The 21309-nt window shown below is 62.9% G+C and carries 22 protein-coding genes; 8 read left to right on the forward strand and 14 right to left on the reverse strand.

Annotated elements, in window-relative coordinates; all coding sequences use genetic code 11:
• The first annotated feature begins 108 nt into the window (after positions 1–108).
• Entirely contained in the window at positions 109–558 is a 450-nt protein-coding gene (locus tag DQ397_RS07595; RefSeq protein ID WP_080642071.1) for a GNAT family N-acetyltransferase, read from the forward strand.
• Here DQ397_RS07595 and def read toward each other — a convergent pair.
• Together def and DQ397_RS07605 are read right to left on the reverse strand one after the other, a co-directional pair.
• The gene (def, locus tag DQ397_RS07600) at positions 513–1049 is read right to left on the reverse strand and encodes a peptide deformylase (RefSeq protein ID WP_043209294.1); all 537 of its coding nucleotides are present in this window, start codon (positions 1047–1049) and stop codon (positions 513–515) included. The two genes, DQ397_RS07595 and def, sit on opposite strands and share 46 nt — an antisense overlap.
• Positions 1046–1999 (reverse strand): YihY/virulence factor BrkB family protein, encoded by a 954-nt coding sequence (locus DQ397_RS07605; protein ID WP_043209293.1) that lies wholly within the window; start codon positions 1997–1999, stop codon positions 1046–1048. The genes def and DQ397_RS07605 overlap by 4 nt, the downstream gene beginning before the upstream one ends.
• Positions 2000–2271: 272 nt before the next feature.
• Between DQ397_RS07605 and DQ397_RS07610 the strand changes: the two genes are divergently transcribed.
• Positions 2272–2652 carry a hypothetical protein gene (locus DQ397_RS07610; protein ID WP_043209291.1) on the forward strand — a complete coding sequence of 127 codons (381 nt, stop codon included), beginning with the start codon at positions 2272–2274 and terminating at the stop codon, positions 2650–2652.
• Here the strand turns inward: DQ397_RS07610 and DQ397_RS07615 are convergent, their stop codons facing one another.
• Positions 2653–3489, reverse strand: coding sequence for a S1 RNA-binding domain-containing protein (locus tag DQ397_RS07615; protein WP_043209290.1), 837 nt, complete (start codon positions 3487–3489; stop codon positions 2653–2655).
• 130 nt (positions 3490–3619) lie between these two features.
• On the opposite strand from DQ397_RS07615, the gene DQ397_RS07620 reads away from it, so the two are divergent.
• On the forward strand, positions 3620–4480 hold the full coding sequence (locus DQ397_RS07620) for a DUF6279 family lipoprotein (RefSeq protein WP_043209288.1): 861 nt from the start codon (positions 3620–3622) through the stop codon (positions 4478–4480).
• 83 nt (positions 4481–4563) lie between these two features.
• On the opposite strand, the gene aceK is transcribed toward DQ397_RS07620, so the two are convergent.
• Positions 4564–6279: a bifunctional isocitrate dehydrogenase kinase/phosphatase gene (gene aceK / locus DQ397_RS07625; RefSeq protein WP_043209285.1), complete on the reverse strand. Its 1716-nt coding sequence runs from the start codon at positions 6277–6279 to the stop codon at positions 4564–4566.
• Positions 6280–6495: 216 nt separating this feature from the next.
• On the opposite strand from aceK, the gene DQ397_RS07630 reads away from it, so the two are divergent.
• Positions 6496–7371 (forward strand): DMT family transporter, encoded by an 876-nt coding sequence (locus DQ397_RS07630; protein WP_102081362.1) that lies wholly within the window; start codon positions 6496–6498, stop codon positions 7369–7371.
• A gap of 90 nt (positions 7372–7461) precedes the next feature.
• On the opposite strand, the gene DQ397_RS07635 is transcribed toward DQ397_RS07630, so the two are convergent.
• The 3 genes from DQ397_RS07635 to cysK all read right to left on the reverse strand — a co-directional run bounded on the left by DQ397_RS07635 (position 7462) and on the right by cysK (position 10958).
• Positions 7462–8343, reverse strand: coding sequence for a DMT family transporter (locus DQ397_RS07635; RefSeq protein ID WP_043209282.1), 882 nt, complete (start codon positions 8341–8343; stop codon positions 7462–7464).
• Between the two features lie 490 nt (positions 8344–8833).
• Complete coding sequence (locus DQ397_RS07640) at positions 8834–9769, reverse strand: aspartyl/asparaginyl beta-hydroxylase domain-containing protein (RefSeq protein ID WP_043209281.1); 936 nt, start codon at positions 9767–9769, stop codon at positions 8834–8836.
• A 214-nt stretch (positions 9770–9983) separates the two neighbouring features.
• Positions 9984–10958, reverse strand: a complete 975-nt coding sequence (gene cysK, locus DQ397_RS07645; RefSeq protein ID WP_043209279.1) for a cysteine synthase A — start codon at positions 10956–10958, stop codon at positions 9984–9986.
• Between the two features lie 133 nt (positions 10959–11091).
• On the opposite strand from cysK, the gene DQ397_RS07650 reads away from it, so the two are divergent.
• From DQ397_RS07650 to DQ397_RS07660, 3 genes are all read left to right on the forward strand, one after another.
• Entirely contained in the window at positions 11092–12165 is a 1074-nt protein-coding gene (locus DQ397_RS07650) for a DUF748 domain-containing protein (protein ID WP_043209276.1), read from the forward strand.
• Between the two features lie 206 nt (positions 12166–12371).
• Positions 12372–13217, forward strand: a complete 846-nt coding sequence (locus DQ397_RS07655) for a MoxR family ATPase (RefSeq protein ID WP_043209275.1) — start codon at positions 12372–12374, stop codon at positions 13215–13217.
• 12 nt (positions 13218–13229) lie between these two features.
• Complete coding sequence (locus DQ397_RS07660; RefSeq protein WP_043209273.1) at positions 13230–14408, forward strand: VWA domain-containing protein; 1179 nt, start codon at positions 13230–13232, stop codon at positions 14406–14408.
• A 188-nt stretch (positions 14409–14596) separates the two neighbouring features.
• On the opposite strand, the gene DQ397_RS07665 is transcribed toward DQ397_RS07660, so the two are convergent.
• From DQ397_RS07665 to DQ397_RS07680, 4 genes are read right to left on the reverse strand one after another with little or no spacing between them, the layout of a single operon-like run.
• Complete coding sequence (locus tag DQ397_RS07665; RefSeq protein WP_148921522.1) at positions 14597–15514, reverse strand: biotin-dependent carboxyltransferase family protein; 918 nt, start codon at positions 15512–15514, stop codon at positions 14597–14599.
• The gene (gene pxpB / locus DQ397_RS07670) at positions 15511–16206 is read right to left on the reverse strand and encodes a 5-oxoprolinase subunit PxpB (RefSeq protein WP_043215497.1); all 696 of its coding nucleotides are present in this window, start codon (positions 16204–16206) and stop codon (positions 15511–15513) included. Before pxpB ends, DQ397_RS07665 begins: the two co-directional genes overlap by 4 nt.
• A complete protein-coding gene (locus DQ397_RS07675; protein ID WP_043215494.1) occupies positions 16203–16982 on the reverse strand; it encodes a 5-oxoprolinase subunit PxpA in 780 nt (259 codons plus the stop codon). Before DQ397_RS07675 ends, pxpB begins: the two co-directional genes overlap by 4 nt.
• A gap of 9 nt (positions 16983–16991) precedes the next feature.
• Positions 16992–18275, reverse strand: coding sequence for an MFS transporter (locus DQ397_RS07680; protein WP_043215492.1), 1284 nt, complete (start codon positions 18273–18275; stop codon positions 16992–16994).
• 130 nt (positions 18276–18405) lie between these two features.
• On the opposite strand from DQ397_RS07680, the gene DQ397_RS07685 reads away from it, so the two are divergent.
• Positions 18406–19317 carry a LysR family transcriptional regulator gene (locus DQ397_RS07685; protein WP_043215489.1) on the forward strand — a complete coding sequence of 304 codons (912 nt, stop codon included), beginning with the start codon at positions 18406–18408 and terminating at the stop codon, positions 19315–19317.
• Positions 19318–19418: 101 nt separating this feature from the next.
• Here the strand turns inward: DQ397_RS07685 and DQ397_RS07690 are convergent, their stop codons facing one another.
• From DQ397_RS07690 to DQ397_RS07700, 3 genes are read right to left on the reverse strand one after another with little or no spacing between them, the layout of a single operon-like run.
• Entirely contained in the window at positions 19419–19940 is a 522-nt protein-coding gene (locus DQ397_RS07690) for a DUF2937 family protein (protein ID WP_043215487.1), read from the reverse strand.
• Positions 19941–19952: 12 nt separating this feature from the next.
• Positions 19953–20726 carry a class II glutamine amidotransferase gene (locus DQ397_RS07695; protein ID WP_043215485.1) on the reverse strand — a complete coding sequence of 258 codons (774 nt, stop codon included), beginning with the start codon at positions 20724–20726 and terminating at the stop codon, positions 19953–19955.
• A 16-nt stretch (positions 20727–20742) separates the two neighbouring features.
• On the reverse strand, positions 20743–21246 hold the full coding sequence (locus DQ397_RS07700; protein WP_043215483.1) for a hypothetical protein: 504 nt from the start codon (positions 21244–21246) through the stop codon (positions 20743–20745).
• Between the last annotated feature and the right edge of the window lie 63 nt (positions 21247–21309).

Here is a 21309-nt window from a genome sequence, read left to right on the forward strand (position 1 = left end):
GTCTACTCCCCGCCTGGAATAGTTGAACCCCGAACTCGGACAATCACTCTTGCGAACCCTGCAACAATCTGCGAAAAAACGCCTCCACGAAAACCCTTGTCCACGCCCATGAATCCGCTCCATTGCAGCCCTCTGGGGCCCCTTGAACGTAAGCTACTCGATCATTTCTACCGCCAGCACGACTCTCGCATGCGCGCCGCGGGCGATGGCCAATGGTGGGTGGCACGGGCGGGAGGTATCGTCGCGGGCATGAGCCTGAGCCCCATGGCCCAAGGGCACTGGCTCACAGGCCTGTTCGTTGCGCCAGCGTGGCGCGGCCAACAGGTCGCGTCCCAGTTGATCGAAGCGGCACTGCAGGTCACCTGCGGCCCGACCTGGTTGTTCTGCCATCCTGATTTGGAGGCCTTCTACCAGCGCCAGGCCTTCACCCTGACAGATACGCTGCCCGAGGCACTGGCCTCACGGCTGGCGCGCTACCAGCGCAGCAAGCGTCTGGTGGCAATGGTGCGAGATCAGTCGTCACGTGCATCGAGCCCAGGGAACAGCACCTCGGTATAGCCGAACTTGCTGAAGTCCTGAATGCGCGACGGGTACAGCCGGCCGATCAGATGGTCGCATTCATGCTGCACGACACGGGCGTGGAAACCGTCGGCGAAGCGGTTGATCGGATTGCCATCGGGGTCGATGCCCTCGTAACGGATGTGCTTGAAGCGCGGCACCACACCGCGCAGCCCCGGCACCGACAGACAGCCTTCCCAGCCGTCCTCGACCTCCGGGGACAAGGGCGTGATCACCGGGTTGAGCAGGATGGTCTGGGGTACGGGTTCGGCATCCGGATAACGCTCGCTGCGCTCGAAGCCGAAGATCACCAGTTGCAGGTCGACGCCGATCTGCGGTGCGGCCAGGCCCACGCCGCCCACATGGCGCATGGTCTGGAACATATCGTCGATCAGCGCCTGCAACTGCTCGCTGCCGATCAGGTCCGCCGGTACCGGCGGGGCGATGCGCAACAAGCGTTCGTCGCCCATCTTGAGGATGTCACGGATCATCGGGGGTTCGGCTCACTCGGCTGGGGCTCGACAGGATGTTCATGGCCGAGCACGGTCAATGTCTCCTTGGAGGTATGACCTGCGGCTTCCTTCTCACCAGGGTTCTTGCCTTCGGCCGACATGTGCTCGATCACCGCGTTCATCTCGGCACCGAGCAGCAGCACGGCGGCGGAAATGTAAAAGTACAGCAGCAGGACGATGATTGCCCCGATACTGCCGTACATGGCGTTGTAATCGGCGAAGGTCTTCACATAGTAACCGAATGCCAGCGAAGCAATGATCCACACGACCACCGCCAATACCGAGCCTGGGGTGATGAAGCGAAACTCCTGCTTCACATCGGGCATGACGTAGTAGATCAGCGCCACCGCCACCATCATCAGAATGATGATCGCCGGCCAGCGCAGGATGGTCCAGACCGTGACGATGACCTCCTGCATGCCCACCTGGGCGGCGATCCACTCCATCACCTGCGGCCCTAGCACCATCAGCGCCGCCGCCGCCAGGAGCATACCGGCGATGCCGATGGTGTAAACCACCGACAGCGGGATGCGCTTCCAGACCGGCCGCCCTTCGGGTACGTCGTAGGCGGCGTTCATCGCGCTCATCATCAGGCGCACGCCGGCCGAAGCCGTCCACAGGGCGATGACGATACCCACCGAGAGCAGCCCCCCCTTTGACTGCTGCAGCTGGTCGATCACCGGATTGACCTGCTCCAGGGCCTGGGGCGGCAGCACCAGCTCCGACTGCAGGCGCAGCCAGGAGAAGAAGTCCGGCAGGTGCAGGAAACCGATCAGGGCGATGAGGAACAACAGGAAGGGAAACAACGAAAACAGCATTTGGTAGGCGAGCGCGGACGCATAAGTGGACATCTCGTCATCGAGAAACTCGCGGACGGTGCGCACCAGCACGCGGTGCAGGGGCAAACCGCGCAGGTTGGGGAAAAACATAGCGTCTCCTTTCGCTGCAGGATCGTGTCAGGTGAAGGCCAGCCAATCGGGCAGGCACGTTTCAATGATGCAAGTCTAATAGACCACATCAGACACGTTGCAGCTCAACGCCAGGCCAACAAAAGAAAACAGCTACAAATGCCTGTAGACCGACCGGGGCTGAACCGTAAGCGCCTTGCTGCTGGACCGGGCCGCTGCTCCCAGGCTTGTTTGCCCGCAGCCGGCCCCGCACAATACCAGGCCTTATCTCGCGTCAACCCGCAGGAACCTGCATGAAACTCGACAAACCCACCGCCATCGCCCGCCGTAACCAAGCGCTGGAGCGGCCGGTGCTCAACCGCGACAACACCCTGCTCGCGATCCTGGACCGCAAACGCAACCTGTGGTGGTTCGATGTGCCGACGGCGCTACTGCGCAAAGGCCAGCCCGACTGGGTCAACCTGCTGCTGCACACCCCCGAGACCGATGAGCTGCAGCACCTGAAAGTGCCGACCAACTTCCTGCGCGCTCACCAGGAGCAGATGGAAGTCCGTCATCCGGGCAAGCGGCGCTCGACCATCAGCCTGGCCCTGAGCGCCGACCGTGACTCGCTACTGCGCGACACCCGCCCCGGTGGCGAGCAGCTGGACTTCACGCCCTTCCTGCAGGGTTGATCAGGCCCGTTCGATGCGATCGTCAAGGATGACGATGCGGCCTTGCTTGTAGAGGGCGCCGATCGCTTTCTTGAAGTTGCCCTTGCTGACATTGAACAGTCGGCTGATCACTTCAGGGTCGCTCTTGTCGCACACCTCGAGCATCCCGCCCGCAGCCTCCAGGCGCGCCATGATCTGCTCGGGCAGGCTGTCGACCAGGACCTTGCCCACCGGCTGCAAGCTCAGGGCGATCTTGCCGTCGTGGCGCACTTCCTTGATGTAACCCTTCTCATGCATGCCCGAACGCAGGAACTTGAACACCTCGTTCTTGTGGATCAAGCCCCAGTGGCGGTTGTTGATGATCGCCTTGAAGCCCATGGGCGTCTGCCCGGCCACCAGCAGTTCCACCGGCTGGCCGGCCTGGTAGTCGGCCGGGGTGCGATCGAGGTAGCGGTCCAGGCGTGCGGTGGCGGTGATGCGACGGGTACGTTTGTCCAGGTAGACGTGCACCACGCAGTAGTCGCCGATCTTCAGCGGACGCGACTCTTCCGAATAGGGCATCAACAGGTCCTTGGACAGCCCCCAGTCGAGGAAGATGCCCGCGCCGTTGATGTCCTTGACCTTGAGACTGGCGAACTCACCGACCTGTACCTTGGGCTTTTCGGTGGTGGCGATCAGCTGGTCTTCGCTGTCGAGGTAGATGAACACATTGAGCCAGTCGTCGATCTCGGCGTCGACGTCCTTGGGGATGTAGCGCTTGGGCAGCAGGATCTCGCCATCCGCACCGCCATCCAGGTACAGGCCGAAGTCCGTGTATTTCACGATTTGCAAACTGTTGTAACGCCCAAGCAAAGCCATTTACGAAGATCCTCAAGACAAGGCGGCTATTCTACACCTGAACAGCCTTCGCCGCCTGGCCGTCCGTGCCCAGGAACCGACGGAGCTCCCTTGCGTCTACTGCCTGGCAAGCTCCAGCAAGGATTCGCCAATGCCCGTCACCCTACGCCCTGTGTTCATCATCGTCCTGTGCCTGACCCTGGCAGTGGCCGCCTGCAGCCGCATCGACCTGGCCTACCGCAACCTCGACGTGCTGGTGCCCTGGTCCCTGAATGACTACCTGAACATGAACCGCCAGCAGAAAACCTGGCTCGATGAGCGTCTCAAGCAGCACCTGGCCTGGCATTGCAAGACGCAACTGCCCGGCTACCTGAAGTGGCTCGACCAGATCCGCCAGATGGTCGTCACCGACCAAGTCACCGACCAGGCACTACTGCAGCGCACCACCGAAGCTCGCCAGGCCATCGGCCGGGTCGCCGAGGCGATCACCCCCTCCGCCACCCAGCTGTTGCGTGGCATGAGCGACGAGCAGGTCGCGCAGATGCGCCAGGCCTTTCTTGATGACATCCGCGAGCGCCAGGCCAACTATGTCGAGACGCCCCTGCCCAAGCAGATCAACGACCGCGCCAAACGCATGGAAAAGCGCCTCGAACCCTGGCTGGGCGAACTCAACGCGTCCCAACGCCTGCGCGTGCTGACCTGGTCCCAGGCCCTCGGCGACCAGAATCGTCAGTGGATCGCCAACCGCGCCCACTGGCAGCAGCAACTGGTGCTGGTCATGGCTCAGCGCGACACGCCCGCCTTCGAGCCCCGCCTCGCGCAGTTGCTCCAACGCAAGGAGAGCCTATGGAGCCCGGAATACCGCATTGCCTTCCAGCATTCCGAACAACAGGCCCGCAGCCTGCTGGTGGACCTGATGAAGCAGAGCACCCCGGTACAACGGCAGTACCTCCAGGAACGGCTGAGCAAGGTGCGCAACGACTTCACCGAACTCAAGTGCATGAAGGGGTAGCACCTTTGCGCTGTCGCCAGCCTCAGATCAGGCTGTAGCGCCTGGCGACAACCTGCGATGGGCTCTAAGCCAGCCTCAAACGCTCACCGCGCCTTGCGCCGATACGGAAACACGTCGATGACCTTCCCGTCACGGATCGTCGCCTGCAGCCCCTTCCAGTAATCGGCGTCATACAGCTCGCCATGCAACCGGCTGAACAGCCGTCGCTGGCCGATGTCGGCGAACAGAAACGGCGGAAACTCCTCCGGAAACACATCGTGCGGCCCGATCGAATACCACGGTTCGCCGGACATCTCGTCCTCCGGATAACGCGGCGGCGGGATATGCCGGAAGTTCACCTCGGTCAGGAAGCTGATCTCGTCGTAGTCATAGAACACCACCCGACCATGACGGGTGACGCCGAAATTCTTGAGCAGCATGTCACCAGGAAAGATGTTCGCCGCCGCCAGTTGCTTGATCGCCAGGCCGTAGTCCTCCAGCGCTTCCAGCACTTGGGCTTCACTGGCCTGTTCCAGGTAAAGATTGAGCGGCGTCATGCGCCGTTCGGTCCAACAGTGACGGATCAGCACTGTGTCGCCCTCAAGCTTGACGGTCGAGGGTGCCACCTCCAGCAGCTCGGCCAGACACTGCGCTTCGAACTTGGCCTTGGGGAAACGGAAATCGGCGAATTCCTGGGTATCGGCCATGCGCCCGACCCGATCGACGCTTTTGACCAGACGGTACTTGTCGATCACCGTGGCCCTGTCCACGGTCTTGGACGGCGAGAAGCGGTCCTTGATGATCTTGAACACAGTATTGAAGCCGGTCAGGGTGAACACGCTCATCACCATACCGCGCACCCCAGGCGCCATGACGAAGCGATCCTCGGTACTGGCCAAGTGATTGATCAACGCACGGTAGAACTCCGACTTGCCGTGTTTGTAGAAGCCGATCGAGGTGTACAGCTCCGCGATGTGCTTGCCCGGCAGGATGCGCTTGAGGAAATTGACGAACTCCGCCGGCACCGGCACATCGACCATGAAATACGAGCGGGTGAAGGAGAAGATGATCGACACCTCGGCTTCGTCGGTGATCACCGCATCCGCCTCGATGCCATGGCCCTCGCGGTGCAGCAGCGGAATCACCAGCGGCCACTGCTCATCCGGCGTGTACAGCCGCCCCACCAGGTAGGCGCCCTTGTTGCGGTAGAGCACCGGTGAGAACAGCTCGACGGCCAGCGCGGGATCCTTGCAGACCCAATCGGGCAAGCATTCGCGCAGTTGCTGCTCCAGACGTGCTACGTCCCCGTCCAGGTCGCCATAGGGCACGTTGAACGGGTAGTCGGCAAAGATCGAGCGCAACAGGCTCCGGACGCTGCCGTCAGGCCGATAGATACGAGTCTGTGCAGCCCGCTCATGTCCGCGCATCGACGGCCGGGTGGTATGGATGAACATGCAGCCATCGCTGATCAGGTCGTGGCTGAACAGGCTGCAGAAGATCGAGTTGTACCAAGTCTCGGCCAACTCATCGTCAAGGCGCGGGTCGATCAGGCGGATATAGGCATTCTTCACCAGCGGCCATTGCTCGACATCGAGCAGTACCGCCTCGGCAAAGCCATCGCGCAGCCAACCATTGACCTGAGCGACCTTTTCTTCATAGAGATTGATGCGTGCCGCCGCAGCCTGCTGGATCTGCTGCCACAGCGCCTGTTCGAAGCGCTCGCGCGCGCCCAGGGTGATGCGCCGGAAATGTTCGCGGTAGTCGTCGAAACCATCGAGGATCATCCGGGCGATCTCGGCCGCCGGCCATGACTGGGACATGCAGGGGACTCCATGCGGGGGTTCAACACGCAAGCTTAGTTGCCCCTGCTTTCGTCGTGCCCTTTTCACAGGCAAACCCGCTCTTGCAGGACAATCGCCGCCCTGTGAGCGGGTAACCATGAAAGGCCACGGACAAATTCACACAGCAAGAAAGGACAAGAACCGCGCTCAGTCGATGGCGTACACTCGCGCCCTTGCCGATTGCTGGAGACCGCTGTGAGCCCCATCGCCCTTGCCCGCCTGCTGACCCTTGCCGCTGTCTGGGGGGCGAGCTTCCTGTTCATGCGCATCATCGCGCCGGAACTCGGTACCGTGCCGACAGCGTTCTTTCGCGTCTCGATCGCGTGTTTGGGTCTGATCGCCATTCTCGCCGCGGCGCGGGTGCGCTGGGACTTCAACGGTAAGCTTGGCGCCTGTCTGGTATTGGGGATGATCAACTCCGGGATCCCGGCCACCTTCTATTCAGTGGCCGCGCAGGTGCTGCCAGCCGGCTACTCAGCCATTTTCAACGCCACCACGCCGCTGATGGGTGTGCTGATCGGCGTGCTTTGCTTCCGCGAGCCCATGACCCTGGCCAAGCTGTGCGGCATATTCCTGGGGCTGTTCGGCGTCGGCATCCTCAGCGGTGCGGGCCCGGTGGCGTTGGATCTAGCCTTGTTGCAAGGTGCCCTTGCCTGTCTGGCCGCGACCACCTGCTATGGCTTTGCCGGGTTCCTTGCGCGACGTTGGGTGAGCGATCTCGATAGTCGGTTGTCGGCCTTGGGCAGCATGCTCGGCGCGACCTTGCTGCTGACGCCGGTGTTCGCCTGGAGTGCCCTCACCCAGCCACCGGCCAGCTGGGGCGGTTGGCCGGTGTGGCTGTCATTGCTGGGCCTGGGCCTGCTGTGCACGGCGTTCGCCTACATCCTGTATTTCCGCCTGCTGGCCGAGATCGGACCGGTCAAGGCCAGTACCGTGACCTTCCTGATTCCGGTATTCGGCGTCCTGTGGGGCGCCTGGCTGCTGGACGAGCCGCTGTCGATGGCGCATCTCTATGGTGGAGTGCTGATCGGTGTGGCCTTGTGGCTGGTGCTGCGTCCGGCCAAAAAATAGGGCCATGGCCCTATCACGGGACAAGGCCCTGCGTCTTCGCAACGGCGTACACCCATTCGCGAAGAGGGCCGCAAAGCGGCCCTCGGTGCATCAGGCTTCAGCCGTACGCAATACCGGCTTGCGGAACACGAACAGCAGCCCGACGACGATCAACCCCATGCCCATCAGGCTGAGCGGTGCCAGACGATTGCCGAAGATCAGATAATCCATCACGGCAGTCACCGCAGGCACCAGGTAGAACAGGCTTGTGACATTGACCAGGTTGCCACGGGCGATCAGGCGATACAGCAGCAAAGTCGCCAACAGCGAGACCACCAGCCCCATCCATGCCAGCGCACCGATGAAGCTTGCACTCCATTGCACCTGGAGCGGCTGAAATGGCGCGAACACTGCGCACAAGGCAAAGCCGGCTATGTACTGTAACGGCAAGGTACCCATGGGGTTGTCGGTGATGCGCTTTTGCAGGATCGAGCCCAACGTCATGCTGGCCAGCGCCAGCAGGGCGAACAGCATCCCAGCCAGGGATACCCCGCCCAGATTGAGGCCTTGGTAGACCACCATCACCAGCCCCCCAAGCCCCAAGCCAAGCCCGAACAGCCGGCTCCAGGAACGCTGGCGCTCCATCAGCACAACGGTAAGGATCGGTTGAACACCCATGACCGTGGCCATGATGCCAGGGGTGACGTGGGTGTTGAGCGCCAGCAGATAGAAGATCTGGTAAGCGCCCAACAACACGCAACCGGTACCCAGGGCGCGCAGCACGGCACCACGACCACGCGGCCAGCGCAGCCCCAGCAGTGGGCTGACCATCAGCAGGCCGGCAAGCGCCAGGGCCGAGCGTAGCAGGAGGAAGGCAAAGGGGCTGGCCTGGGCAAGGCCAAGCTTGGAGACGATCGCCCCGCTGCTCCACAGCAGGACGAACAGGCTGGTCGTGGCCGCCGAGGCCACGGATGCTTTGGAAAAGACAGACATGTATTGCCACCTGTATAGGGCAAATGAGCCGAACGGCAGGCTGTCGCGTTAGCGAGGGAGGTAGCCGACCGTGTTCAGTAGGTTGCGAGCGTGATGGGAGGCGGCCAGAGGCCGATCAGCCCAGCACCACTGCGCAAGGAGGCGGAGCTACGCCGCCTACCACGCCACTGACAGGTGGTGGGTAATGACTGATCATGGCCGGCTGCTGACTGCCACGCACAACCACGCCCGCGTCAGGCGCGAGGACGACAGCTGTGATGGAAGGGATGGCAGGCATGATCGGGTCTTCGGAGAAGAGAATGTTTCGGAATATAACGGCGAATCCCGGGCCGGGCAATAGCTGCATTCTGGATTGGCAGATCAGGCCCTTTCGCCGGTAAACCCGCTTCCGCACGTTCCAGGTTGAGCCGGTGGGAGTGAAAAACCCGCTCTCAAGGTTTGCGCTGAGCCTGTGAGAGCGGGTTTACCGGCGAATGCGATGACAGGTGATTCAGAACAGCCAACGGTACAGCAGATACGCCACCACCACCGCCAGCACTGGCCGCAGGATGCGGTAGGCCTTGGGGTTTGCGCGCTTGAACTGCTTCACGCGGGTGCTGATCTTGTTGCTGAAGCGCTTGCTCCAGGCATAGGCCTGGTTGATCCCGCCCACGCGCTCGTCATCGGTGTTCTGCGGCGCAGTGGCGCGGCCCAGGAAGGCGCTGACTTTGCGGTTGATGCGGGTCATCAAAGGGCTACTGAGCGGGCGCTCGATGTCGCAGAACAGAATCACGCGGGTTACGTCGGTTTCGTTCTTCACCCAGTGCACATAGGTCTCGTCGAACATCACGTCCTCACCGTCGCGCCAGGCGTAGGGCTGGCCGTCGACGTAGATGCGGCAGTTGTCAGAATTCGGAGTAGACAGGCCCAGGTGATAACGCAGGGAGCCGGCAAACGGATCGCGGTGCGGGTTCAGATGGCTGCCACCGGGCAGCAAGGCGAACATGGCGCCCTTGACATTGGGGATGCGGCTGACCAGTTCGACGGTCTTGGGGCAGAGCATTTCGGCCGAGGGCAGCGGCTTGTCGTACCACTTCAGGTAGAAGCGCTTCCAGCCCTTCTTGAAGAACGAGCCGAAGCCTGCGTCATTGTCCTTTTCCGCGGCACGGATGTAGCCCTCGTCGAACAGGCGCATGGCCTCTTCGCGGATCACTTCCCAGTTGTCCTTGAGCACATCGAGCTCGGGAAACCGCTGACGGTCCAGGTAAGGCTTGGACGGCACGCCGGAAAACAGGTACATCAGGCTGTTATAAGGTGCGAACAGCGCCGAATGATTGACGAACTGGCGCAGCACGGGAAGACGTGCCTTGCCGCGCAGGTGCACGAACAGCACACTGGAGAAGAACACCAGCAGGACACCTGCCTTGGCGGCGAAGGAAAAGGTCATGCAACACTCCTTGGAGAAGAAACCAGGCCGTGGCCTGCTCCATTCAAAATCATCCGGCCATCATAAACCCATCTGCCCCTGGTAAAAACCTCCAGGGACGCAGTGCAGTTTTCAGGATCTTGCAACAAAGAGTGCTGCCCGGCATTGCTCCGGATCAGCCGTGCATCAGAAAAGCGGGGCCGCCACACGGCCCCGGTATCGCCAGGACCGCGTGTTACTGCTGGTTTTCCTGTTCGGTGAACAAGTCACTGAACAGCATGCTCGACAGGTAACGCTCGCCCGAATCCGGCAGAATCACCACGAGCGTCTTGCCCTGCATCTCGGGCTTCTCGGCCAGGCGCACGGCGGCGGCCATCGCCGCGCCACAGGAAATACCGCAGAGAATGCCCTCTTCCTGCATCAGGCGCAGGGCCATGGCCTTGGCCTCGTCGTCGGTGACGGTCTCGACCTGGTCGACGATGGACAGGTCAAGGTTCTTCGGCACGAAACCTGCGCCGATGCCCTGGATCTTGTGCGGGCTTGGCTTGAGCTCTTCACCCGCCAGAGTCTGGCTGATCAACGGCGAGGCCACCGGCTCCACCGCCACTGACAGGATCGACTTGCCCTGGGTGTGCTTGATGTAACGCGAAACCCCGGTAATGGTACCGCCGGTGCCGACGCCCGCCACCAGGACGTCTACCGCGCCATCGGTGTCGTTCCAGATTTCCGGACCGGTGGTCTTTTCGTGAATCGCCGGGTTGGCGGGGTTATCGAACTGGCCCGGCAGGAAGTAGTTGGCCGGGTCGGAGGCGACGATTTCGTTGGCTTTCTCGATCGCGCCCTTCATGCCCTTGGCCGGGTCGGTCAGCACCAGTTCGGCCCCCAGCGCCTTGAGCACCTTGCGCCGCTCCAGGCTCATGGATGCAGGCATCGTCAATACCAGCTTGTAGCCACGGGCAGCGGCGACGAAGGCCAGGCCAATGCCGGTGTTGCCCGAGGTGGGCTCGACGATGGTCATGCCCGGCTTGAGCTTGCCGCTGCTCTCGGCGTCCCAGACCATGCTCGCGCCGATCCGGCACTTGACCGAATAGCCTGGGTTGCGTCCTTCGATCTTGGCCAGGATGGTCACACCACGCGGAGCGATGCGGTTGATCTGCACCAGCGGCGTATTGCCGATGGAGTGGGCGTTGTCTGCGTAGATGCGGCTCATGGCAGGAGTCCTTGAACTTTGTAGGAGCAGGGAAAGCTTCAAGGGTAAGCCTGCCCCGGGGGGCAGTAAAGCCCGTTCGAACTCCCCACAGGCCATGGTGGTCAACCGGACAACCTGCCCCGGAGAGCCCTCGATGAAAGCTCGCTATCGTTGGCCGCTGATAGGCCTGGCCAGCCTGGTCGCGCTGTTGCTGGCCCTGCACCTGGCCCTGCCCTACCTGGTCCGTGACTACCTCAACGACCGGCTCGCGGACATGGGCGACTACCGCGGGCACATCACCGACGTGGACTTGGCCTGGTGGCGCGGGGCCTACCAGATCAACGAGCTGAAGATCGTCAAGACCAGCGGCAAGGTACCGGTGCCGTTTCTCGATGCCCCGCTGATCGACCTCTCGGTGAGCTGGCGTTCGCTGTGGTACGACCATGCCGTGGTCGCCGAGGTCGTCTTCGTGCACCCAGAGCTCAATTTCGTCGACGGTGGCAACAAGCAGAACTCCCAGACCGGCCAGGGTACCGACTGGCGCCAGCAGCTAGAAAAACTGCTGCCCATCACCCTCAACGAGGTGCGCATCGAAAACGGCACCCTGACCTTTCGCAACTTCAATTCCAAACCGCCTGTCGATCTGAAGGCTACCCAGTTGGACGCGAGCATCCGCAACCTGACCAACGTACGCGACGAAAAAGGCCGCCGCGACGCCCATTTCGACGGCACAGCGCGGCTGCTGGGGGATGCCCGGGTGGAAAGCCGTGCCACTTTCGACCCGTTCAGCGATTTCGACGATTTCGAGTTTCGCCTGCGCGCGACCGGTATCCAGCTGCGCCGGCTCAATGATTTCGCCAGTGCTTACGGCAAGTTCGACTTCAATGCAGGTCATGGCGATCTGGTGATCGAAGCCCAGGCCGAGAAAGGCCGTCTGCACGGGTACATCAAGCCTTTATTGCGGGATGTGGATGTGTTCAATTGGCAGCAGGACGTGGAAGACAAGGACAAAGGCTTCTTCCGTTCGATCTGGGAAGCGCTGGTCGGCGCCAGCGAAACGGTGCTCAAGAACCAGCCCAAGAACCAGTTCGCCACCCGCGTGGAGCTGAGCGGTAGCGTGCACCAGCGCAACATCAGCGCCTTCGAGGCGTTCCTGCAGATCCTGCGCAACGGCTTTATCCAGGCATTCAATGCACGCTACGAACAACCGCCGCCCGATTCCGACTGAACCGGGGCGCGACGCACCATTCAGAGACTGAATGACCAGTCTGCGTTTTCTCTCGCCTGGGCCCGCGTTATAGTCGCTGGCAATGACAAACACGTATCGCCTCTTTCGCGGGTGAATCCGCTGCCACAGGGCCATCGTCACCGCTTCCTGTGGGAGTGGTCTGCCCGCGAAAGGGTCTTGAATGACACCCCGCAGAGGATCGGTTCATGAAGTTCGAAGGCACCCGCGACTACGTCGCCACAGACGACCTGAAGCTGGCGGTCAACGCAGCCATCACCCTGGAGCGCCCGCTGCTGGTCAAGGGTGAACCGGGCACCGGCAAGACCATGCTCGCCGAACAGCTCGCCGCCTCCTTCGGCGCCCGCCTGATCACCTGGCACATCAAATCCACCACCAAGGCCCACCAAGGCCTCTACGAATACGACGCGGTCAGCCGCCTGCGCGATTCGCAACTGGGTGTGGACAAGGTCCATGACGTGCGCAACTACCTGAAAAAGGGCAAGCTCTGGGAGGCTTTCGAGGCCGAAGAACGTGTGATCTTGCTGATCGACGAGATCGACAAGGCCGACATCGAGTTCCCCAACGACCTGCTGCAGGAACTCGACAAGATGGAGTTCTACGTCTACGAGATCGACGAGACGATCAAGGCCAAGCAACGTCCGATCATCATCATCACCTCCAACAACGAGAAGGAACTGCCCGACGCCTTCCTGCGCCGCTGCTTCTTCCACTACATCGCCTTCCCCGACCGCGACACCCTGCAGCGCATCGTCGACGTGCACTTCCCCAACATCAAGCAGTCGCTGGTCAGTGAAGCGCTGGATGTGTTCTTCGACGTGCGCAAGGTGCCGGGCCTCAAGAAAAAGCCATCCACCTCCGAGCTGGTCGACTGGCTCAAACTGTTGATGGCCGACAACATCGGCGAAGCCGTGCTGCGCGAGCGCGACCCGACCAAGGCCATTCCGCCGCTGGCCGGCGCCTTGGTCAAGAACGAGCAGGACGTGCAACTGCTCGAGCGCCTGGCCTTCATGAGCCGGCGCGGCAACCGCTGACAGGAGCCGGCCATGCTGCTCAATCTGTTCAACGAAATGCGCGCGGCCAAGGTGCCGGTGTCGGTGCGCGAACTGCTCGACCTGCTCAATGCCTTGCAGCAGCGGGTGGTGTTCGCCGACATGGACGAGTTCTATTACCTGGCGCGGGCCATCCTGGTGAAGGACGAGCGGCATTTCGACAAGTTCGACCGGGCCTTCTCCGCCTACTTCAAGGGCCTGGAGAATCTCGACCGACACCTGGAGGCGTTGATCCCCGAAGATTGGCTGCGCAAGGAGTTCGAGCGCTCGCTCAGTGACGAGGAACGTGCGCAGATCCAGTCCCTGGGCGGGCTGGACAAGCTGATCGAGGAATTCAAGAAACGCCTTGAAGAACAGAAGGAACGTCACGCCGGCGGCAACAAATGGATCGGCACCGGCGGTACCAGCCCATTCGGCTCCGGCGGCTACAACCCCGAAGGCATTCGCGTGGGCGAGGCCGGCAAACGCCAGGGCAAGGCGGTCAAGGTATGGGACCAGCGCGAATACAAGAACCTCGACGACCAAGTCGAACTGGGCACACGCAACATCAAGCTGGCTTTGCGTCGCCTGCGCAAGTTCGCCCGCGAAGGCGCTGCCGAGGAACTGGACATCGATGGCACCATCGACCACACCGCACGGGATGCAGGGCTGCTGAACATCCAGATGCGCCCGGAGCGGCGCAACACGGTCAAGCTGCTGTTGCTGTTCGACATCGGCGGCTCCATGGACGCCCACGTCAAGGTCTGCGAGGAGCTGTTCTCCGCGTGCAAGACCGAGTTCAAGCACATGGAGTACTACTACTTCCACAACTTCGTCTACGAGTCGGTGTGGAAGAACAACCTGCGCCGTACATCGGAGCGCTTCTCCACCTTCGACCTGCTGCACAAGTATGGCGACGACTACAAAGTGGTATTCGTCGGCGATGCGGCCATGGCGCCTTACGAGATCACCCAGCCGGGCGGTAGCGTGGAGCATTGGAACGAAGAAGCCGGGTACGTGTGGATGCAGCGTTTCATGGAGAAGTTCAGGAAGATCATCTGGATCAATCCGTATCCCAAGCAGGCCTGGGACTATACCGCCTCCACCCATCTGGTGCGCGAGCTGATCGAAGACAAGATGTACCCGCTGACCTTGCAGGGGCTGGAAGACGGGATGCGTTACCTGTCCAAGTAATGGCGTCGCCCGTTTCGCGGGTAAACCCGCGCCCACAGGTGCAGCACATCCATTGAGGACTGTGCTGCACCTGAGCAACTGCCCTGCATAGGCCCGTCGCAGGTCAGCCCGCACCTACCGGCTGAAGCACGTACCTTGTGCAAGCCGGGGTCCGGCGCTCCGATTGCCCCGCCAGAGGGCCGGCAGCCTCACCGCCAACGTTGCAGATAAGCCTGCTGCTGTTGCCAGGCCAGCTCCTGCACCACCGCCCTGAAGCACACCACCGCCCCGGGCAGGCACTGTGCCAGTTGCGCCAGCGCCAGGGGCGTCAGCGCTCCAAGCCGTGGATACCCACCAATGGTCTGCCGGTCATTGAGCAGCACGATCGGCTGCCCGTCCGGCGGCACCTGCACGGCGCCCAAGGGGATACCCTCCGAAATCATCGGCGCGCCCTGGTAGACCAACTGCGGCCCGAGCAGGCGCATACCCATGCGGTCGGCGCGGCTGTCCAGGGTCCACTCACGATTGAACGCCTCGAACAGGCTGGTGCCACTGAATGCGCCGATCTGTGCGCCCATGACCAGCTCCAGTTCGGGCTTTTGCGGGTAGGTCGGACGCAAATGCTGCGCCACTTCACGCAAGGCAGGCGCCCCCTTGGCGAACGACAACACTTGCCCTTTGGCCAGCGTCTTCCCTCTCCCATCGAGGCCGCCGAGCGCCTCGCGTGCCACGGTCGCGCAACTGCCCAATACCGTCTCGGCCTGGAACCCGCCAGGCGCTGCCACGTAAGCCCGCGCGCCTTGCCGAGGTTGGCGAAGACTCAGGCGCTGGCCCTTGCCCAAACGCAAGCTGCGCCAGGGCTGGACAGGCTGATCGTCGACACGCGCATCCAGATCTCCACCGGCCAGGGCCAAGGTGCAATCGTCCTCGGCGACCAGCGTGAAGCCCCCCAGCGTCACCTCCACCACCGGCGCATCCAGCGCATTGCCCAGTAGCCAGTTGGCCCAGTACATCGCCACCCAATCCAACGCCCCACCCTGGGTCACGCCTAGGTGGCGTACGCCGAAACGCCCGGCATCCTGCAACTGACACAGCGCGGTGCTGGCCTCGATCGTCAATCGCTTCATGCCAGGGCCTCCAACGGGCTGTCGTCGCCGCCCAATGCCATGAACTGCTCGTGAGACACCGCCACGAAACGCACCCGATCACCTGGTTGCAGCAGGCTGTAACCCTCACGTGCGTGGTCGAACAAGCGCACCGGGGTGCGGCCGATCAGGTTCCAGCCGCCTGGCGAGACCGCCGGGTAGACGGCGGTCTGGCGCTCGGCGATGCCCACGCTGCCCGCTGCCACGCGCTTGCGCGGGGTACTCAGGCGTGGGCTGGCCAGGCGTTCGTCCACCAAGCCCATGAAACCGAACCCCGGCGCGAAACCCAGGGCAAATACCGGGTACTCCCGCTCGCTGTGCAGGCCGATCACCTCCGCCTCGCTCAGGCCGCTGCGGGCAGCCAGCACCGGCAGCTCCGGCCCGACGCTGGCGTGGTACCAGACCGGGATCTCATGGCGACGCCCGGTGTTGCCCGCATCCGGCTGCAAATCCGCCAATGCCTGGTCGATCAGCTCGCGCGCCTGCCCAGGTGTCTGCTCGAACTGCACCATCACGGTGGTATAGGAGGGGACCAAATCCACCAGCCCCGCCCCGAAGGCTGTGCGCAGGCGCTGGCTGGCAGCCAGGATCCACGGCATGTTGGCCTCATCGATGACGTCGAACAGGCGCACCATCAAGCTGTCGATGGCCACCACCTCGATGCATGGGTTCATGGCTGCTCCAAGGCGTCGAGGGCCTGGCGGATCTGCCGCACGGCCGCCACGGAGCTGTCATTGTCGCCATGCACGCAGAGGGTACCGGCATCCAGTTGCACAGCACTGCCGTCATCGGCCACCAGCGCCTCACCACAGGCCAGGCGCAAGGCCTGCTCGATCACCAAGGCCGGGTCGTGATGCACCGCGCCGGGCAGGCGCCGGGAAACCAGATGACCGCTAGCGGTATAGGCCCGGTCGGCAAAGGCCTCGAACCACAACGGCACACCGATCGCCTCGCCCAGGGCGCGTGCGGCGCTGTCGTCGGCGGTGGCCATCAGCATCACCGGCAGTCCCGCATCATAGGCGGCCACGGCCTCGAGTACTGCGCGCAGCTTGAGTGGGTCGGCCATCATGTCGTTGTACAGCGCGCCATGGGGTTTGACGTAGGCCACGCGGCTGCCCAGCACCTTACAGATCCCCTCCAGCGCGCCGATCTGGTAATGCAGCAGGTCTCGGATCTCCTCGTTGCTGCACGCCATGGAGCGGCGGCCGAAACCGACCAGGTCCGGGTAAGCCGGGTGCGCGCCGATGGTCACGCCGTGCTCCAGTGCCAGGGCCACGGTGCGGCGCATGGTGCCAGGGTCGCCTGCGTGGTAGCCGCAAGCGATGTTGGCGCAATCGATGTAAGGCATCACCTCGGCGTCCAGGCCCATGCGCCAACTGCCGAAACTCTCGCCCATGTCGCAATTGAGAAGCAGGCGTTTCACCGGTCGAACTCTCTTGTGGTTGTTCATGTGCCTACCTTACCGTGCCTGGAGTTGTTTGCCGCGTGTTTCAGGCAGGCTCAGGGCCGCGAGGATCACCACACCGTAGGACACCGCGGCAAAACCACCAATGCCCAGGCCCAAAGGCACTTTCTGGCTGAGCATGCCGATCAGCAGCGGGAAGAACGCAGCGATGGCGCGCCCCACGTTGTAGCAAAAGCCCTGCCCCGAACCGCGAATGCGGGTGGGGAACAGCTCGGTCAGGAAGGCCCCCATGCCGCTGAAGATGCCCGAAGCGAAGAACCCCAGCGGAAAACCCAGCCACAGCATGACGCCGTCACTGACCGGGATCTGGGTATAAAGCAGCACGATGACGAACGAGCCGACAGCGAACAGGATGAAGTTCTTCTTGCGACCCAGCAGATCGGTCAGGTACGCGCTGGTCACATAACCCACGTAGGAGCCGACGATGACCATGGCCAGGTAGCCGCCGGTGCCCAGCACGCTCAGGCCGCGCTCGTTCTTGAGGAAGGTCGGCAGCCAGGAGGTGATCGCGTAGTAACCGCCCAAGGCGCCGGTCGTCAGCAGCGAGGCGCGCAGGGTGGTCCAGAGCATGCCTGGGGCGAAGATTTCATAAAAATGCGACGGCGCCTGGGCCTTTTCCACAGCCTTGGCTTGGCGGTAGACCTCCGGGTCCTTGACCAGGCGGCGGACGAAGATCACGAACACTGCCGGCACGATGCCCAGCAGGAACAGCGCCCGCCAGGCCTGCTCCGGCGGCAGGAAGGAGAACAGCAACGCATAGAGGATCGCCGTCAATCCCCAGCCGATGGCCCAGCCGGACTGCACCATGCCCACGGCCTTGCCACGGTCCTGGGCGCGGATCACCTCACCGATCAGCACCGCGCCGGCCGTCCACTCGCCGCCAAAGCCGAAGCCCATCAGGGTCCGGGCGATCAGCAGTTGCTCATAGCTCTGGGCGAAGCCGCACAGGAAAGTGAAGAAGGCGAACCACAGCACGGTCAGTTGCAGGGTGCGCACCCGGCCGATGCGGTCGGAGAGAATGCCGGCAATCCAGCCGCCCAGGGCCGAAGCGATCAGGGTGCTGGTATGGATCAGCCCAGCCTCGGCGGTGGTGATGCCCCACATCAGGATCAACGTGGGGATGACGAAACTCAGCATCTGGGTGTCCATGCCATCGAGGCCGTAGCCGATCTTGCAGCTCCAGAAGGTGCGTCGTTGCTGACGGTCGATGTCGCGGTACCAGGCGAAGGGGCCGTTGGACGGCCGGGGGGCTGCCTGCTGCACGCCGGTTGGGTTCATGATTGCCTCGCCTTGTTGGTATTGTTCTCTGGGCGACGCGTTGCGTCGCGGCCTGGGCGTCATTGTTCAGAGGCCGTGCGCTGGGCGTCCAACGATAAAAACCGCCGGTCTGGAACAAGAAAAACTGATCATGAACCTTCGCTTCCTCGAAACCTTCGTCTGGGTTGCCCGGCTCAAGAGCTTTCGCCTCACCGCCGAGAAGCTCTTCACCACCCAGGCCTCGGTGTCCAGCCGCATCGCCGCGCTGGAGGCGGACCTGGGCGTGAAGCTGCTGTTGCGTGATTCGCGCGGAGTCAGCCTGACACCGGAGGGCAGCAAGGTGCTCGAATATGCCGAGCGCATGCTCGACACCGCCAAGGCCATGAAACAGTCGCTGGACACTGACCGGGCCAAGGTCGGGCGGATCCGCATCGGCGTGATGGATACGGTCATCCACACCTGGATGAGTGCCCTGGTGGCCGAACTGACCGAGCGCTACCCGCAGGTAGAGATCGAACTGGTGGCCGACACGGCCCTGAACCTGCGCGAGCAGCTGCAGAAGGGCTTTCTCGACGTGATCCTGCAGACCGACCTGCTGCGCCAGGAGTCGATCCGCAGCCTGGACCTGGCACGCTACCCCATGGGCTGGATCGTTGCCGCGGGCTCGACCCAGCAGCATGACTATGCCTCGCTGGCCGAGCTTGCCCGCGAACGGATCATCACCTTCTCGAAGAACTCGCGCCCGCACCAGGAGGTGCTCAGCCTGCTGCAGGCGGCCGGCGCCGAGACACCTCGTTTGAATTGCGTGAATTCAGTGGCAGCCATCACCCGCCTGCTGCGCGATGGCTTCGGCATCGGCGCCCTGCCCCCGGCGCTGGTCGATGCCGAACTTGCCCGCGGCGAGTTGGTGCTGCTGGGTGGCTTGCAGCCGCCGCCGAGCCTTGAGCTGGTGGTGGCCTGGCAGACCGGGGTGGAGCTGGTGGAAGAAGTGGTGAGCCTGTGTCGGCAAGTGCTGGAGCGCTACGCGCAGGATGCGGGGGAGCAGCGGATCGTGCTGGTCTGAATCGACGGCGGTGTCATCTACAAGGGCAAACCCGCTCCCACAGGCACGCCGCTGAACGTGAAGTTTGCCCCGGCCCTGTGGGAGCGGGTTTCCCGCGGACCTTAGCGCCAGCTCTCTTTGACGGCCGTGCGACGCCCGCCGAGCGCCACCCAACCAAGCCCCAGCAACAGGCTTTCGATCACCAACGCCAGCACGAAACCGGCGCCCAAGCCCCAGCCGATCGCCTCGGGCACCAGCAGGATCTGATAGCTGTAGCCATTGAGGGTTTCCTCACGCAACTGAGGATCGGCCTGCACCAGCACATGCCAGGTGCGGCTCAGCCACGGGCCTTGCAGCGCCTGCCACTCGTTTTCCAGCAACTGGTTGCGGATCAGCAGGCTTTCGATGCTGTTGGCATCGCTGTTGAACACCGGGTCATCGCTGCTGCGGTAATGGCGTATGAGGGCTTGCAGGTCGCCTTTGAAGAAGCGTTGCGCCGTCTCTTCGAACCCTGAGAGCGCCTCACGCGACTCGAACAGGTGCGCTTCGACCCGTTGGCTGTAATCCTTGATCAGCCCCGGAACCTGAAGACCGACCAACAAGCCGAAGGTGAACAACAGCAACCGCAGGTAACCTCTGAACATGCAATGGCTTCCCTAGCTCTGCCCCTGGGCTACGCACTCGCCATGCCGCCACAGGGCCCATTGACCCGGCTCGTAGCGGTGCCAGGTCTCGTTTTCGGTCAAGGCCTCGGTGGCGATCACCGTGACCACATCGTTGGGGGTGGTTTCAGCCTGGAAGTCGACGTTCAGGTCGAAGTCCTTCAGGCGCGCCGGCCCGAACGGCGCACGGCGGGTGATGTGCACAAGCTTGGTCGAGCAGAAGCAGAACAACCAATCGCCGTCGCTCAGCAGGCAATTGAACACGCCTTGGCCGCGATAGCCGGCACAGGCTTCGACCAGCACCGGCAGCAGCTGTTCGATTTCAACCGGTTCCGGGAAGGCTTCACGCACGCGGTTGAGCAAGTCGCAAAACGCCGCCTCGCTGTCGGTATCGCCCACCGGGCGGTAGAAGGTGGTCTGGCCACGGAAATCGCCCAGCTGGCCGTTGTGCGCAAAGCACCAGTTGCGGCCCCAGAGCTCACGCACGAACGGGTGGGTATTGGACAGGCACACCTTGCCGACGTTGGCCTGTCGGATATGACCGATGACCACTTCACTCTTGATCGGATAGCGCTGCACCAGATTGGCCACTTCCGACTCGCTGCTCGCGGCCGGGTCCTGGAACACCCGCAGGCCACGCCCTTCGTAGAAACCGATGCCCCAGCCGTCGCGGTGCGGGCCGGTACGCCCACCGCGCTGCATCAGGCCGGTGAAACTGAAGACGATGTCAGTGGGGACGTTGGCACTCATGCCCAGCAGTTCGCACATGTTCGATGCCCCTTGCCTACAGACGTGGCTCGACCCGGCCACGGCCGGTGCCGACAGGCGCCGCCGGCAGCGGGTCGTCGCGGTAGCGGTCGCGACGGTCGGCGGCGACCGGCGCCTCGACCATCACCTGCTCATCCTCGGCAGCCTGGCGCTTGGCGGCGGCATCGGCGTTGGCCCGGCGTTCGCGGGCGCGTTTTTCCAGCGGCCAGCGCACCACCACGAACACCCCGTACAGGATGAACGCAATCAAACCGTACATAGCCAGGTCCGAAGCAGCGCGCCAGGCGTTGTTGCCGACCTTGAAGGCCACGTCCAGCGCCGTGATGGCGATGGCCGGCGCGAAGCTTTCCTTGACCGGGTCAACGATGGTGGGCGTCAGCAACAGCACCGCCATGACCACCCGCAGCGGTTCGCGCAGCCAGCGCCACATCCAGCCAGTGAGCTTGAAACCCACCCACAGGCAGCCCAGGGCGGCAAGGGCGTACAAGCCCCAGGCGAGCGTATAGTCGTTCTCGGTCATGGTGTTCGTGCAAGCCAGGTAAAGAGACGCCTATGATAAACACTTTTGGACCGCGCCGCCCTC

The sequence above is a fragment of the Pseudomonas sp. CK-NBRI-02 genome (assembly GCF_008124495.1).
Taxonomy (GTDB): Bacteria; Pseudomonadota; Gammaproteobacteria; order Pseudomonadales; family Pseudomonadaceae; genus Aquipseudomonas; species Aquipseudomonas guariconensis.